12 protein-coding genes and 1 pseudogene are annotated in these 15293 nt (G+C 58.1%); 5 read left to right on the forward strand and 8 right to left on the reverse strand.

Annotation, left to right across the window (positions count from 1 at the left end; genetic code table 11):
* Positions 1 to 139 precede the first annotated feature (139 nt).
* Both NBH13_RS02870 and NBH13_RS02875 read right to left on the reverse strand, forming a co-directional pair.
* The gene (locus NBH13_RS02870; RefSeq protein ID WP_250778908.1) at positions 140 to 1468 is read right to left on the reverse strand and encodes a GntP family permease; all 1329 of its coding nucleotides are present in this window, start codon (positions 1466 to 1468) and stop codon (positions 140 to 142) included.
* Between the two features lie 186 nt (positions 1469 to 1654).
* Positions 1655 to 2206 carry a gluconokinase gene (locus NBH13_RS02875; RefSeq protein WP_099571046.1) on the reverse strand — a complete coding sequence of 184 codons (552 nt, stop codon included), beginning with the start codon at positions 2204 to 2206 and terminating at the stop codon, positions 1655 to 1657.
* Between the two features lie 276 nt (positions 2207 to 2482).
* On the opposite strand from NBH13_RS02875, the gene NBH13_RS02880 reads away from it, so the two are divergent.
* Positions 2483 to 3217: a FadR/GntR family transcriptional regulator gene (locus NBH13_RS02880; protein WP_099571045.1), complete on the forward strand. Its 735-nt coding sequence runs from the start codon at positions 2483 to 2485 to the stop codon at positions 3215 to 3217.
* A 168-nt stretch (positions 3218 to 3385) separates the two neighbouring features.
* Here the strand turns inward: NBH13_RS02880 and NBH13_RS02885 are convergent.
* Positions 3386 to 3547: pseudogene (locus tag NBH13_RS02885) on the reverse strand (MFS transporter); the annotation flags it as partial.
* 87 nt (positions 3548 to 3634) lie between these two features.
* On the opposite strand from NBH13_RS02885, the gene NBH13_RS02890 reads away from it, so the two are divergent.
* Together NBH13_RS02890 and NBH13_RS02895 are read left to right on the forward strand one after the other, a co-directional pair.
* Positions 3635 to 5356: a tyrosine-type recombinase/integrase gene (locus NBH13_RS02890; RefSeq protein WP_250778910.1), complete on the forward strand. Its 1722-nt coding sequence runs from the start codon at positions 3635 to 3637 to the stop codon at positions 5354 to 5356.
* A 111-nt stretch (positions 5357 to 5467) separates the two neighbouring features.
* Positions 5468 to 7066, forward strand: coding sequence for a hypothetical protein (locus NBH13_RS02895; RefSeq protein ID WP_250778912.1), 1599 nt, complete (start codon positions 5468 to 5470; stop codon positions 7064 to 7066).
* A 220-nt stretch (positions 7067 to 7286) separates the two neighbouring features.
* Here NBH13_RS02895 and NBH13_RS02900 read toward each other — a convergent pair whose 3' ends face one another.
* From NBH13_RS02900 to NBH13_RS02920, 5 genes are all read right to left on the reverse strand, one after another.
* Positions 7287 to 8363 (reverse strand): hypothetical protein, encoded by a 1077-nt coding sequence (locus tag NBH13_RS02900; RefSeq protein WP_250778914.1) that lies wholly within the window; start codon positions 8361 to 8363, stop codon positions 7287 to 7289.
* Between the two features lie 429 nt (positions 8364 to 8792).
* The gene (locus tag NBH13_RS02905; RefSeq protein ID WP_250778916.1) at positions 8793 to 8972 is read right to left on the reverse strand and encodes a helix-turn-helix domain-containing protein; all 180 of its coding nucleotides are present in this window, start codon (positions 8970 to 8972) and stop codon (positions 8793 to 8795) included.
* Between the two features lie 346 nt (positions 8973 to 9318).
* A complete protein-coding gene (locus NBH13_RS02910) occupies positions 9319 to 9621 on the reverse strand; it encodes a hypothetical protein (protein WP_250778917.1) in 303 nt (100 codons plus the stop codon).
* 131 nt (positions 9622 to 9752) lie between these two features.
* A complete protein-coding gene (locus NBH13_RS02915; protein WP_234147033.1) occupies positions 9753 to 10097 on the reverse strand; it encodes a hypothetical protein in 345 nt (114 codons plus the stop codon).
* A 309-nt stretch (positions 10098 to 10406) separates the two neighbouring features.
* The gene (locus tag NBH13_RS02920; protein ID WP_250778919.1) at positions 10407 to 11753 is read right to left on the reverse strand and encodes an MFS transporter; all 1347 of its coding nucleotides are present in this window, start codon (positions 11751 to 11753) and stop codon (positions 10407 to 10409) included.
* Between the two features lie 326 nt (positions 11754 to 12079).
* On the opposite strand from NBH13_RS02920, the gene rpmB reads away from it, so the two are divergent.
* Complete coding sequence (gene rpmB, locus NBH13_RS02925) at positions 12080 to 12274, forward strand: 50S ribosomal protein L28 (RefSeq protein ID WP_003807649.1); 195 nt, start codon at positions 12080 to 12082, stop codon at positions 12272 to 12274.
* Between the two features lie 260 nt (positions 12275 to 12534).
* Positions 12535 to 15273 carry an ATP-dependent DNA helicase RecG gene (locus NBH13_RS02930; RefSeq protein ID WP_250778921.1) on the forward strand — a complete coding sequence of 913 codons (2739 nt, stop codon included), beginning with the start codon at positions 12535 to 12537 and terminating at the stop codon, positions 15271 to 15273.
* The last annotated feature ends 20 nt before the right edge of the window (positions 15274 to 15293 follow it).

The raw sequence follows: 15293 nt of genomic DNA on the forward strand, positions 1-15293 counted from the left end.
CTATTTTCTGCATCTTCCGCAACGCAGAAAAGAAGATGCTTAAAAACGAATGGACGGCAAGTTTTTTGTATTTCAGATATGTTTTTCAGATATGATGCACGCGAATCGCAATCGCAATTTGTGTGCGAAATGTCGTGCGTCAAAGCACCAGCGAAAGCAGCATGACGCAACCCAAGCCGGTGACCGACAGAATCGTTTCCATCAGCGACCAGGTCTTCAATGTCTGACCGACCGACATACCGAAGTATTCCTTGACCAGCCAGAATCCTGCATCATTCAGGTGCGAGAAGAACACGGATCCTGCGCCGATGGCGAGCACCAGCAGAGCCAGATGCGTTGGGCTCATGCCGGTGGCGAGCGGCACCATGATGCCGGATGCGGTGACGGTGGCCACGGTTGCGGAGCCGGTGGCGAGACGGATGAGCACGGCGACCAGCCAGCCTGCGATCAGCGGATTCATGGCGGATTCGGTGATCGAATTGGCGATCACGTCGCCAATGCCGGAATCGACGAGCGTCTGCTTGAAGCCGCCGCCGGCGGCGACGATCAGAATAATGCCGGCGACCGAGCTGAAGGATTGGCCGACCATGCCGTTGACCGCGTCACGAGTGAATTTCTGCATGTAACCGAGCACGACCATCGCGAAAATCGTGGTGATGAGCAGCGCGGTCAACGGAGTGCCGATGAAAGCGAGTGCACGCCCCCACGCGGTTTCGCTCTGACCGGTCAGATCCACTATGGAAGAGGCGAGCATGAGTACGACCGGCAGCAGGATGACGGCGATTGCGGAAGCGAAGGATGGGCGGTTTTCCGCGGATTTCGGAGCTTCTGCCTCAGCAGTGTTTTCTGGGGCCGCGATCGGCACCCACTTGGCGGCGAGCTTGCCGAACAGCGGGCCGGAGATGATCACGGTCGGAATGGCGACGACCAGGCCGAGCGCCAGGGTGATGCCAAGGTTTGCGTTCAGTGCGCCGATGGCGGTCAGCGGGCCGGGGTGCGGCGGCACGAATGCGTGCAGGGTGGACAGGCCTGCGAGGGCTGGAATGCCCAGCAGTACGACCGGAGCTTTGGCGCGGCGGGCGGCGAAGAGCACCACCGGAATGAGAATGACCACGCCGACTTCGAAGAACATCGGAATGCCGACGATGAACGCGATCAGTGCCATGGCCCACGGCAGACGCTGCAACGGCGTCTTGGACATGATGGTGTCGACGATGGTGTCGGCGCCGCCCGACTTGAACAGGATCGTGCCGATGATCGAGCCGAATGCGATAAGCAGGCCGACGTTGGCGATGGTGGAACCGACGCCGGACGTGAAACTGTCGAACGCCTTGTCGTATTCCACGCCCGCGCACACGGCCATCGCGAATGAGCCGGCAAGCAGGGAAAGGAACGGATGCACTTTGCATACCGCGATAAGGAGAACGATGATGGCGATGCCGATGATCGCCGCTGCAATGAGGTTCATGAATCCTCCTCGATTCATGGGTTTGGTGTGCCGGATTTGTCCGATTCTGCAGAATCGGACAGTTGTGCTGCTGTTTTTGGGTTCTGTTTGTCCGTTTCTGCAGAATCGAACAAACATGTACCGGTTTTGGGTGTGTAGTTGTCCGATTCTGGAAAATCGGACACATTTGGACCGGTGGATGGCGGATTAGGAGGCCTGGGTTGCGGTTTGGGCTGCCGCGGTTGCGGCCACGGTTGCCGCATAGGCGTTCAGCGCTTCGATGGCACGGTCGACCATTTCGTCGACGCTGCCTTCGATGGAGATTTCCACGCCGTTCTCTTCGGAGGCGAGCGGCTCAAGAATGGCGAACTGGCTTGGCAGTAGCGCGGGTGGCATGAAATGTCCCTTGCGTTCGCTGAGCCTCTGCTGAATGAGCTCGTGGCTGCCGTTGAGATGAATGAAGAATGTGGGCACGTCTTTGGCGAGCACCTCGCGGTAGCTGCGCTTCAACGCGGAGCTGGACACCACGGTGTTTTCGTCGAGCGCCTCGCGTGCCACCATCCAGGAGTTGATGACGTTCAGCCATGGCCAGCGGTCCTCATCGGTGAGTGGAATGCCGGCTGACATTTTGTCGATATTCGCTTGCGGGTGGAAGTCGTCGCCTTCCGCGTACACGTATCCGAGTCGTTCGTGGATAGCTTCTGCGACGGTGGATTTGCCACATCCTGCAACGCCCATCACCACTACGTGAATGCTCATGTTGCTCTCCTTGCTGTTGACGATCCTGTGCCGCTTCGCACCAGGAATAAGACTACTATAAACCATAAAAGTAGTATCAGTCAAATAAAAAGTACTACGAATTGGAAAAATCGTGTGACTTGCTATGCTGGAGATAGTGCAAAATAGCGGTAAATCACGCAATCGTAGATATACGATCATCTGCGATTTGTGATTGCCGTGCATGTCGCAGAATATGTGAAACATACCGTGAAACAAAGCAGGCATGTTATGGAGTGAGCGAGGGAGGAACGGTCGATGGCTGAAGACACGGTAATCGCAGAAAATGCCGGCGGTGAACTGATGCAGGATTCGGTGAGCCGAACGCTTGCCATCGAAATGCTCGACGGCGTGTGGAAGGCTGGCGAAAGCCTTACGTTGGAAGACCTGCAAAGTCGTTTCGGTATTTCCAGAACCGTGGCGCGAGAAGTCGCGAAAACACTTGAATCCATGAACGCGGTACTTGTCAAACGTCGCATCGGACTTGTCGCACGCCCATTCGGCGAATGGCAGGCGCTCAACCATCAGGTGATCGAATGGCGTCTCCACTCCACGCAACGCGAGCAGCAGCTGTCATCCCTCACCGAACTGCGGCTAGCGGTCGAACCGGCTGCAGCGGCTTCCGCCGCACGTCTTGCCCCCATCGACGTCAAGGCGAAATTCCCCGTGTATGCGGCGAAAATGCGGCAGATCGCCGAATCCAACAAGGAAGGCGAAGCCGGACTTGCGCAATTCCATGATCTCGACGTGGAATTCCATACGTTGATCCTGCATGAAAGCGGCAATGAGCTGTTCGCCGCGCTTTCCGACACCATCGCCACCGTGCTGCGCGGACGCGTGGAACTCGGCAAATACCCGATGAAGCCGAAGCCTGACGCGCTCGACGCACATGATGCCGTAGCCGACGCAATCGCCAAGGGAGAGCCTGAACGTGCGCGCAGCGCCATGCTTGACATCGTCGACGAAGTGGCACGTGCCCTCAACTTTTTCTGATTTTCGAATCAGCATTGCTTTTCCCCGTAGACCCTGAAGAAGATTGCAATTGCGATTACTATGCGATCGACTCTTGCCATGCATGACTTTTCGGACGTGAGGCGACATCGGAAATACGACATGAAGGCAGCTGGTTGCCGAAAAACAGACAGAAGTTAAACGGCGAAACTACTTGCGGGTGGGGTCTTTTTGCACCAGGAGGAAGATGAGGGCAACGATCAGCAGGATTGCGATTGAAAGCACACCTACAGAGGCGTTGCCGGTCAGCGAAGTGGTGGTCGCAACAAGGAAGGTGCCGATAATCGAAGCGGTTTTGATTAAACTATCATAAGAATAGCTAGAATCGTTGAAATACAAGGCTTCTGCTGTGTTATTCTGGCTGTGTTACACATTCATGTTACACAGATGGCGGTTGGTATGGCACGGAAAAGCATCAAAATCCTGAACGGCAGAGCGAACGCGTTGCCGCCCACCGAGAAATTCCCGAGATGGCGCGTGATATGGACCGACCCGGTTACCGGCAAGCGTCGGCAGACCAGTGGCGGAGACAGCCTCGACAGCGCCAAGGCCAAGGCCGCCGAGATACTGGGCGACTACGTTCCGGATTCGGAGTCCGGCGTGCGCCCCCCGACTTTCGATGAGTGCTTCCATTCGTGGATGGACGCCAAGAAGCCCCAGATCGCCGAGCAGACGGCCGCCAACTACGTCTACGTCTACCAGCGCTTCATCAAGCCGGAAATCGGCGAACAGTCCATCACCGCCATCGGGCAAAGATCCATCCGCGCCATCCAAGTCAGCGGCGTCGAGTTCCCAATACTCGTCAAGCGCATCATCAAGGGCGTCTTCGAACAGGCCGAAAACTGGACCCATCGTCCGGCCGACCATTACGCCGACTGCATCGTCATCAGATCCAGCCGCAACGAAAAACGCAGGGACCACGTCGCCAGAGGCGACATCCCGTCCTCCAAACTCGTCGCCTCGTTCATCATCACCGCCTACGGCACGCTCCAGCAGAATCCGCTGGACGACCCGACCGTGACCGTCTGGAATCCCGAATCCGCCACCCACAAACGGTCCGCGCGCCGCATGTCCTTCGCCCCGGGCCTTGGCCTCACCCAGCCGGACGACACCTGCTTCAGGAACGGAGTCCCGTTCGAGACCATCTACCCGGATTATCAAAAACCGGAGGAAATCAAGGATGACGCCAATCGCCACGCCACCCGACTGGCCTTCATGAACCGCAAGGCCATGATCTGCCGCCGCGTGGGACTCATCACCGCTTTAGGTGCCGGCGGCGGACTGCGCATCGGCGAGGTCCTCGCCCTACGAGTCAGACACATTCTCACCAGAGAGCAGGTCGCCCTGCGCTACCAGCTCGGCCAGCCACGCGAGGAATCCGCCTGGCGTGGGGAAACCCACGTGTGCGAGCAGATCACACGAGGCGGGGCGGGACAGATGCGCCTGACCACCCCGAAGTACGACCACGATAGAATCGTCCACATGCCCGCCTTCCTACCCAACTGGAACGGTTTCGGACTCGGGACGCACCGCGCCCAGATCGCCGGGGTCATACCCCGCTTCGCGGACCCCCAAACCAGTCTCTGGACCGCCACGGACGAGGAGGCCCGCACCCTCTGGCAAGCGGGCTTCACACCACTCGGCTGGCTCTGCTGGCGTCACCTAGACGAACTCTGGACCACCATGCCCCGTGCCGGCAAGCCTTCCATGCAGGAGGAGATCGACGCGTTCATGAACCTATTGCTGTTCCCCTCGGTCAGCAGGGGCATCCCCTCCAAAAGCGAGTTCGCCATAGACCCCAACTGGCCGTATGACGCATCGATCCCCGAGGGCACAGGCGGCTACCAGCATCCATCCAACTACATGAAGCACTCCGCCCTGATCTACGACTACGTGGCGCAGATCCACGGCGAATGGCCCATCAACCGCGTCAACAGCAAGACCCGAAAAGGCTGGACCCATCACTCGCTCAGACACTACGCGGCCTCGAGCAGAATCCAAGCAGGGGTGCCGTTGCCCATCGTCGCGCGGGAACTCGGCCACAAGGACGCCGCCTTCACGCTCCAACGCTACGGCCACATGATGGCCGACGCCATCCCCGAAACGGGCTTCGACTACTAGCAAGACGAGAGTCGGGGCGCTAAGTCCGCGGGGGGGGGGGTAGCGTTTTCGAGGAGCAAGAGACCCGCTTCGTCTCTTGCGATGAAGAGTCTCTAGGAAGAAGGGAATGCCATGAGACGTTTCGGTAAGGCCATGGCCGCGTTGGCCGTGGCCGCGTGCACACTGTTCGGCGGTGTGGCCACCGCGAACGCGGATGAGAACTACTACGGCGGCGATCTTGGGAGTACCAAGGTCGGCACGCCGGCCGTATCCGACGTCGGAGCACATACGGCGAACGTGTCGTTCGACTACCAGATCGATCCGAGCATTCTGCCGAAGGTGCAGAGCGTGTGCTTCGCGGTCGAGGTCATGCGGGTCACGAGCATCAAACCCATTAAAGATCCGCAATTCGGAGGAGTTCCAAGTCACAGCTCGTTAAGTTGCTCGGGAGGCACCTCCGATGGTGATCTGACCTCCGGTTCGTATCAGAGCATATTCGGCACGAAAACGCGGCCGGTTAAACTGGACGAAGACGTCCAGTCCTACGCGACTGGACAGATGTTCTCATCATATGACACTGACATGTGGAACCATGCCGCCTCGGGCACCGTGCAGATGCCTGTGATTGGCCTGCAGTCAAACACGACGTACGGTAATACTGCCGGTTATCCCCACGTTGACGATTACACCGACAGCTGGTGGAAACTCATGATTAAGACTCAAGATGTGTGCAAGCTTGCCGATCCCACGGGGGCAAGCCTCGCTTGCTCGAACGCGTACGACCAGCCCGTGGATGTCCGCTCCCTGTATGCGGGCATGAGGATCGTCCTGAAGGACGGCTCCGCCATCAACTTTGGACGGACGGCGAAGCCGATTTCCGATTTCACGACGAAGGCTGAGCCGGTGGCGAAGCCTGCGGAGGCACTGCCCTCCAAGACCGACGCGAAGCTGGATGTCGCAAACGGCCACGCGGAGCCCGGACAGACGGCCCGCGTGTATGTCGACAACCTGAAGGCCGAGGCGAAGGCGAAGGCCGACGCGAACAGCCTGTTCTGGTACGCGTACATCTACTCCGAGCCGCAGGCGCTGACCGGTCCGAACGGCTCCCCGTTCGTGCAGGTGCAGAAGGAAGCGTCCACCGGCAAGTACTACTTCGACGCGGTGATTCCGGCCGGCCTGCCCGCCGGCGAGCACAAGATCAGCGTGCAGGACGAGAACGGTACGGTGCAGGCGTGGACCCCGGTGACCGTTGGCGACGCCCCGGCCCCGGTTGACAAGTCCAAGCTGACCGCCGCGGTCGATGCCGCGGGCAAGCTGGCCGAGAAGGACTACACCGCCGACTCGTGGACTCCGTTCGCCAAGGCGCTGGCCGACGCGAAGGCCGTCGCAGCCAAGCAGGACGCCTCGCAGGCCGATGTGGACGCCGCCGTGAAGGCGCTGGCGGACGCCCAGGCCGGGTTAAAGAAGGCCGAGACCGTTCCCTCGAAGCCGGTCGAACCGAGCAAGCCGGACAATGGCGGCAACAACAAGCCGTCCAACAACAAGCCGTCCAACAACAACAAGCCTGCTAATGACAAGCCGGCTGCGGATGACAAGAAGTCCGAGTCCAAGAACGACGAGCAGTCCGATCTGGCCAAGACCGGCGCGTCCGTGATTGGTGTCGCCGGCATACTGGCTCTGCTGGTCGTGCTGGCCACCGGTCTCCTCGTGGCGGGCAAGGCCCGCCGCTAAACCGGCTGGTCGGTTTCCGAATCTGCCACTGGAAAAAGGGTGGGTGCGTCGCAAGGCGTGCCCACCCTTGTCGTATACGGTCGCGTTTTGCCTATAGTCCCAATGCCTCGAAACCGCATGCAGGTTCACGGGAACCTGCGATACCCTGTCCGGTCGATGCCAGTGAAAACCGATCTCGATACGCCCCATCATCTCAAGCGCAAATCGGGCTAAAAAACGGCTACAGGCAATCCGCGCCATCCGCTTCGTCCTCGTCCGGCTCCCCCTCAAGCTGAGGCAACGGAGCCGAGTCAAGGACGAGAACGCGCCTGTTGCCTTCCATGCGAATGGTCCATGGTCGCTGTCCCGCGAAAAGCGGCTCGAAAACTTCGGGTTTCTCCCGCAACATTCGTTTCGGGGAAAGGTCGAAATACGTCTCGTCCCGGAACAGCTCAACGATCTGGTCAATCAGACTAAACAGCTTTACCCTGCCTTCGCCGAGGAATCCCTGATAGAGCGACGTGGCCGGCTCATGGCTCAGGAACACCACCGTGTCCGCCATTAGCTGGTGGTTCTGGTATCGCGCAGGGAGCCTCACCGGATACCGGTCGCAAAGCCGCGTGATGAAATCGACCGGCCATGCCCGCCAATCGAATTCGGGGAAGACCATCACCCGTTCGCCGTCGTACTGGTCGAACCGACTGACGGAATCGACCTCGTAAATCTCGTCCGGCTCGAAGAGGTCGTAAACGTCGTTGCGCAGCTTCGAGCTCAACGCCGACTCGCAACCATATATCACCGTTTTCTCGGCTATCCTGCCCGATGCCTCGACCGCCCTTCGGGCTTCCACGGCCTCGCGAAGCCACTGCATCGCGTGGGCGCTTGAGCCGCTCAGTTCGGAATCAAGCAGAATCTGCTTGAAACCTTGTCCCGCCTCAACGGCGTCGCGGACGGCGGCAAGGTCGCTGCGCTTTCCTTGTTCGGTCCCGCGTTTCAGCACCGTATCGGGATCCGCCCAGTCTCCACCGTTCCATGGTCCATTGACTCGCGTATCGCGCTTCGTGCAGTACGCGTAAAGATCCCTACGCGACCCTTGTCGGGGTTCGATGTGCGCATCGCCGAATTTCTTCCGCAGCGTCTCGAACCTGATCGGATTGTCGTTCAGAATCGCGATCTGGTAATGGCGGAAGCCGTGCTCCTTGCCTTCCTCCAACTGTCCGACCCACCGATACCTGGCTAATGCAGCCTGCACTTCCTCAAGCGAGTGCTTCTCCGCCGAAACGGTCAGAATCCAGTCCCGCCCGGATTTCACGCCCATCCTTCGCCCTCCTTGTCACTGAAGTTGCTACCGAAGTTACCGAAGCCAAGTTACAGATTCCCGACTCCTGTAACAAAAGTTACTGAAGTAAATCGCGAGATTTCAACGTTTATCGACCATTGTTACAAGTTACCGAAGTTGGGGTAATACTAAGCCCCAACTTCGTCCCGCTGCGCGGGGTCGCATGGAAGTGCCCCGCTTGCCAGCTAGACCTTCGGCACCGCCTCGCAGGCACCGCCTCGGCTCGCGCCTCGGCTTCGGCAGTCACGCAGGCACGCAGACACCGGCTCGGCTGCCGTCCGCCTTCCTCCGTCGGCGGCCGGACCTCGCGGCGTCCAGTGCGCCTATCGCACCCAGCCTCGTCAGGCACGGCCTCCCGCGTCTGCTCTCGCGCCGGGCCACCGGCCGCTACAGCACTTCCACGCTCCGTCATCGGTAGCTCTCCAACAGCCACGCCACGAAGCTCGACGAATCGATCTGCCACCACCGTCCCGGCTGTCTCGTGCGGAAAACGCCTTCACGGCAAAGCTTGCGGACGCACCACTTGGAAAGCCCGCTCACCTCGGTGGCCTGCTCAACAGTCCACCACTCGGCAGTTTCGTAACTCATCGCTTCGCCTCCTCATCGACCCACTGGGGGCGCTGCACAGCCGGCACCCCCAGACCCCCGCGTCTGGCACCTGCGGTGCGGCTACTCCTCCCCATCATGCCGGTGTTTTGGCCCGGCATCGAATCGACCAACTCAGGAGCCAGCCCTTCCACATCGACGTCTATCTCACTCAGCGAATCGACCACGCGCCCGGTCAAGAACAGGCTCAGCATGCGCGGACTCACACCCGCCCACCGGGCCGCAGCAGCCATCGTCATCGTTCTCATCTCCATCTATCACCAGTCCCTCCAACGAAGAAGGCGGGAGTCCCCACGCAGTGAAGACCGCCCGCCATCGCCTCAAATCATCAGCGCTCATCGTCTAAAACCGGCAGCGGCAGCCCGCCGCTCAAGCTCGACGCGGAATCCCGCACCATCTGACATCCCTGCTCCTTGAACGCTTCGGCCTTCAGATGCGCCGCCTTCTCGATGTTCTGGCGCAGCTTCTCCGTTTCCGCTTCGTCCATCTTCCGCTGACGAACGTTGAACGTGTGGATAAGTCCCGTCAGCACGCGGCTCACCGTCATGTCGTGCGACGCGCACCACGTCCTGAACGCCGTCAGCTCCTCCAGTGGGATCCGCGCGTTCAGCCTTCCTATCTGCCTGTCCATCCAGTTTCACCACCGTGTAACGAGGCCCGAAGGGAGGCCAGCCGCCGTCGATGGCGGCCAGCATCCACATCAGGGCGATGGGGCAGAGCGCCTGCCCGATGATCAAAACAGCCAGAACCGCCCACGCCATGTCACTTCTCCGCCAAGGCGTCGGCCACGATGCTCCATCCCAGACGATCGGCGCTGGTCACGTAGGGCGTGACCGTCACCTGACCGGCCAGTTTCAGGTCGAAGGTGCGTCCGATCTTGGCCTGCGGCTTGTTCTTGACCTTCAGGCTCACGGCGTCCATCTCGCGCCCGCTCTCGCGGTCGAGGGCCGCCACCCTCACCCTGAAAACCGGCTTGCCGTCCACGAGCTTCAGCTCGTCGGAATCGCGGGAGACCTTCTGTGGCTCCAGCGCCGCCGGGTCGAGATCCTGCAGCATCGCGAACTCGAAAAGGCCACTGACCTGCTCGGCATTCATCCTGATCTTCATCGTTTCTTACCAACCTTCCGTCCGAGGCGGCCGCCTTCGGTGGCCTGCAATCCTCGCAACGTTGGCAACTAGATATCAGCGCGCTTCACGGCAAAATCGATGAAAATCGGCAAGAAAACAAGAAATATGACGAAAGTCACACTTTTATGGTCCCGGAATGGCGGAAGATGCGGGAAACATTGAGATTCCGCCGTTTGTGAGGCTTCTACAACACCGCATATGGCAAGGTTACACAGACTTACACAAAAACGCCGATCGTTACACAAAACCTTACACAAACCGTCGTTACACACTCGTTTTGTGTAAGATTCAAGCCTTCATCGGGTCCTTCTGGAGAACAAGGAAGACCAATGCCAAAACCAGCAGAACGCCAATAGAGAGAACGCCTAGCGAGGGGTTGCCGGTGATGCTCGTCACGGTCGCGACCATGAACGAACCGAGGATAGATGCACTTTTGCCGAAGATATCGTAGAAACCGTAATATTCATTGGCACGATTCTTTGGAATGATCTTGCCATAATACGAGCGAGACAACGCCTGAATGCCACCTTGGAACAAGCCGACAAGAATCGCAAGAATCCAGAATTCCGTAGCGGAACGCAAGAAGAACGCGGCAAACAGCACAATGCAGATATAAGCGATCACGGCGGTGGCGATCATGGTTTTTGCGCCAAAACGCCCAGCCAACTTACCGTACGCGATCGCGCTCGGGAATGCCACGAACTGCGTGACCAGCAGTGCCATTACCAGATGCGTGGAGTCGATGCCCAACTGCGTACCGTATGAGGTGCTCATGGAAATCACCGTGTTCACCGCGTCGATATAGAAGAAGAACGCGATCATGAACATCCACAGCGGCTTGTTGCGACGGATCGCGCGGAACGTGGTGCGAAGTTCGTGGAATGTGCCGCGAATCGCCTTGCCGGCCTGGTTCGCGGTAGCGCGGTAATGCACCTGCTTATAGCTGGTGAGCAGCGGAATGGTGAACGCAACCCACCACAATGCGGTGATTACGAACGAAGCGCGCGTGCATGCCACCGTGGACCATCCGAACAACGACGGACCGCCGAAAATCAGCGCGATGCAGGCAATGAACGGAATCGTGGAGCCAATATAGCCCCATGCGAAACCATGCGAGGACACGCGGTCCATACGCTCATTCGACGTGATATCGACCAGCATGGAATCGTAGAACGTGAGCGAACCGTTCAGTCCGACCGTGGCGAGAATGCACACCACCAAGAAAACGAGCCAGCTGAGCGGCAGCGCCATCGCACAGCAGGCGACCACGCCCGTGAGGAAGAATCCGGTGAAGAACTTTACCTTCATGCCCTGCACGTCGGCCATGGATCCGAGCACAGGCATCATCACCGCGATGATCAGCGATGCGATGGTCTGCGCGTACCCCCATGTCGACACGATATTCGATTGGCCGGCGGACTGCAGCAGCGAGTTCGCGTAGATTGGCACGACGGCGGTCGATAGCATTACGAATGCGGAATTGCCGACATCGTAGACGATCCACTTTTTTTCGCGTGTGGTGAGTTTTTCGTTGGGTTCTGGCAGATTTTCTGCAGATGTTGCAGATGTTGCAGACGTTGTGGGCGCGGAAGTTGCGGCGGGCGCAGTTATGGGCGCGGTTGCGCGTTCAGACATGATTGTTGACTCTTTCGAATAAACCGTCAATTCACTATTGTATACACTACAGTTCATCTTAAATGGGCGTAAGGGGAGCGCTCTGCCGTTACGCATGAACAATGTATGAACATTGTGACTGATGTGTGGTTGTTGTTCAGTTTTTTGAACAAGCGCCATGATTCCGGGGAATCCAAGGCGATTTCTATCCACAGGTCTGCAATCTGGTTTGCGATTGGCTGGGGCTGGTTGTATAGTTGAGAAGTTGTGTGTTCTGCCATGCATTCAGTTGCATGGTGTCGAACGCGCAGACTTGCAAGTCAATAGTAATTTATAGGGAGTCCATTATGGCAGCTCGTTGCGCAGTGTGCGGCAAGGGACCGCAGACCGGTTTCACCGTTTCGCACTCACATATTCGCAATAAGCGCACCTTCCGCCCGAACCTGCAGCCGGTTCGCACCACCATCGACGGCGAGAACGTTCGCGTTCGCGTTTGCGTCAAGTGCATCAAGGCTGGCAAGGTTCAGCGCGTTGAAGCGTGAATCGCGAAATAACAGCTTGAAACCCCGGTAGACCGCTGGTCGCCGGGGTTTTGCTTTATGCGCCCAGGTCGTGAGTGTCCGGATTGTTCCAATGGGTGGAGGTTTTGGGTCGTTGGGTGGCTTGTTTGCGGGGTGATTCTTCCAGTGGGTGGAGGTTTTGGGACGTTGGCAGGGCTCTGGGCGTCCGGATTGTTCCAGTGAGTGGGGAATTTGCCCGCTGAAGCCGCATCTGTCGGCATAACTGGGGAGAATGGTGCATTATGAGCACCACACTGGAAACGCCGATTTCATCAATCGAAAGCAACCGCCGCAGAGTTGGCGCGCTGAAATCGCTTGGCGTGGTGTCCGTAGGCGACGCCCTGACCTACTATCCGTTCCGCGTGACCGATCCCATTCCAGCGCACGCACTGCACGAGGCGAAAATCGGGGAAAAAATGGCATTCGCAGCGCACGTGCTCGAAACGCGTGTTTTCCCCATGGCTCGTCGTGGCTTCCGCCTGATCGCAACAGTCACCGACGACGATTTCGCAGCCCGTCGCAACACCCCAAAATCGTTGGCGTCACTGGTTTTCTTCTCATATCGCAAATCGTATGTCGATTGGGTGCAGCGCAAATTGCACACGGGAGCGCTGCTGGTCGTCGCAGGCGAGCCAAGCGTGTATGACAATCGTTTGCAATTCACGCATCCCGATCTGCTTACCATCAATCCCGTGCAATCGCAGGCAGAAAGCGGGGAATGGAATGACGGTTTCGGCGATCCTGCAAATCCACCGCTTGGTAATCTGAAATACGATGCGCAAACTGTTGATGAAGCATTGAAACGAGTCTGCCGTCCGCGACCGGTATATCATGCGAATTCCAGGATTTCCAGCGAACATATTCACGAATCGGTATTGAAATACATGGATGCGTTGCGTGGAAGCGAATATTTGGCGGCGCCAACGGCAAGTAATTCCTCAGATAATATCGCGCAAGAAGGGGAGTTTGACGCTCCCCAAGTAAATCGTGAAGTGCAGATTCAAGCGTTGTCCGTCGCTATTCCCGACATTATTCCGGAAGATTTTCGCGAGGAATATGGGCTTATGCATCGCGCTGAAGCATTCATGGCGATTCATGATCCGGTCGATCGCAAGAATTTCGACAACGCCCTGCAAACGTTGCGATACGAGGAAGCGCTGATCTGCCAGACCGCACTCGTCAAAACACGCGACGCATCACGCAAAAACAAGGCGACCGCATGTTCCGCAACGCGGTTGAAAGACGACTTCATTGCCTCACTGCCGTTTGCTCTGACGAGCGGTCAAAGGCAGGTTATTGCCGATATTTCCGCCGATATGACGCGCGACTACCCCATGCAACGATTGCTGCAGGGCGAGGTTGGATCCGGCAAAACCGTGGTCGCGGTCGCAGCCATGATGCAGGCTGTGGGATCGGGCGGGCAGGCCGTGCTTGTAGCGCCAACGCAGGTTCTTGCCGAGCAGCATTATGCGAGCATTTCCAAAATGGTGGCGAAACTGACGGATGCAGACGATAAAACGGCTTCCGAAATCCGGGAAAATACGGCGCCAACTCAAGTGTCAGCAATCCAACAAACCGGGGAATCCGCACAAAAAACTATCAACAATAATGCTGTGGATAAAGGTGTACAACCCGCCGATCTGTTTGAGATAGCCCAAATTTCCAATGTGGATAACTCGAATAACGACGATTTGATTACATTGCGAAGTGAGCAATCGCATATTTCAAATGCGCAAAAAAAGGGTATTCCAAGCAAAGGAAACGATATATTCGGCACAAAAGATGGGGAGATTCCCGTATTTCTTCTTACGGGAAGCATGCGACTGGCCGAACGCCGTCGCGTACTTGCCGCAGCAGCATCGGGCATGCCCTGCATCGTCGTGGCGACGCACGCCGCATTTTCCAAGAATTTCCAGGCACCGAACCTCACACTGGCGGTAATCGACGAACAGCATCGCTTCGGTGTGGAGCAACGCGAATCGTTGAATTCCAAGGGGACTACTGCGCCGCATCTGCTGGTCATGACGGCCACGCCGATTCCGCGCACCGCAGCCATGACCTGGTTCGGTGATCTTGATATTTCCGCGCTGACTGAACTTCCTGGCGGCCGCAGGCCAATTCGCACATTCGTGGTGCCGGAAAGCAATGCGTCGCTGATGAGCGAAATGTTCGCCCTGATCCGTAAACGCATTGACGCGGGGGAACGCGCCTACGTGGTCTGCCCGCGCATCGACGATGATTCCGAAAATGCGGACGACGCGTTGGCGGCGTCGGCTGCTTCGGATTCGAAAACCGCAGGCTCGCCGGTTCCCGCCTTTGACGAGGCATACGATCTTGGCGAAGACGACGACCAGCGTGCGCGACGCCCCCCGTTGCATTCCGTCGCAGAAATCGTGGAGCGTCTGCAATCGTTGCCGCAATTCGAAGGCATTCGATTCGCAACATTGACCGGGCGCGACGATGACACCACAAAATCGCAGGTTATGGCCGATTTTGAAGCCGGCATAACGCCGATTCTGGTAGCGACCACGGTAATCGAGGTCGGCGTGGACGTGGCGAAAGCCAGTTGCATCGTGATTTTCGACGCAGATCGGTACGGACTTTCGCAATTGCACCAGTTGCGAGGGCGCGTTGGCCGTGGTGGTACTGATTCGGGGGCTTTTCTGATTTCGCGTGCGCCTGCGGACAGTGATGCCGCCCGCCGTCTTGACGTGATTCAGGGCACGTTGGATGGTGCCGAAATCGCACAGGCCGATTTGGAATTCCGTGGAGCCGGCGACGTGCTCGGAGATGCGCAATCCGGCGGGAAAACGGGATTGAAGCTGCTGCGCGTGGTCAAGGATGTGAAGATCATCGAACAGGCACGGGCCGAGGCCACGCAGCTTGTTGCGGCCGATCCCGATTTGCTTGGATTTGTGCAGTTGGCTGGAGCGGTATTGGATTTCACGCGTGGCAACGAAATGTTCCTGACCAGCAATTAGTTTGGCACGCCTAAAAGAGC

It is taken from the genome of Bifidobacterium intestinale (assembly GCF_023656765.1).
Classification (GTDB): Bacteria; Actinomycetota; Actinomycetes; order Actinomycetales; family Bifidobacteriaceae; genus Bifidobacterium; species Bifidobacterium hominis.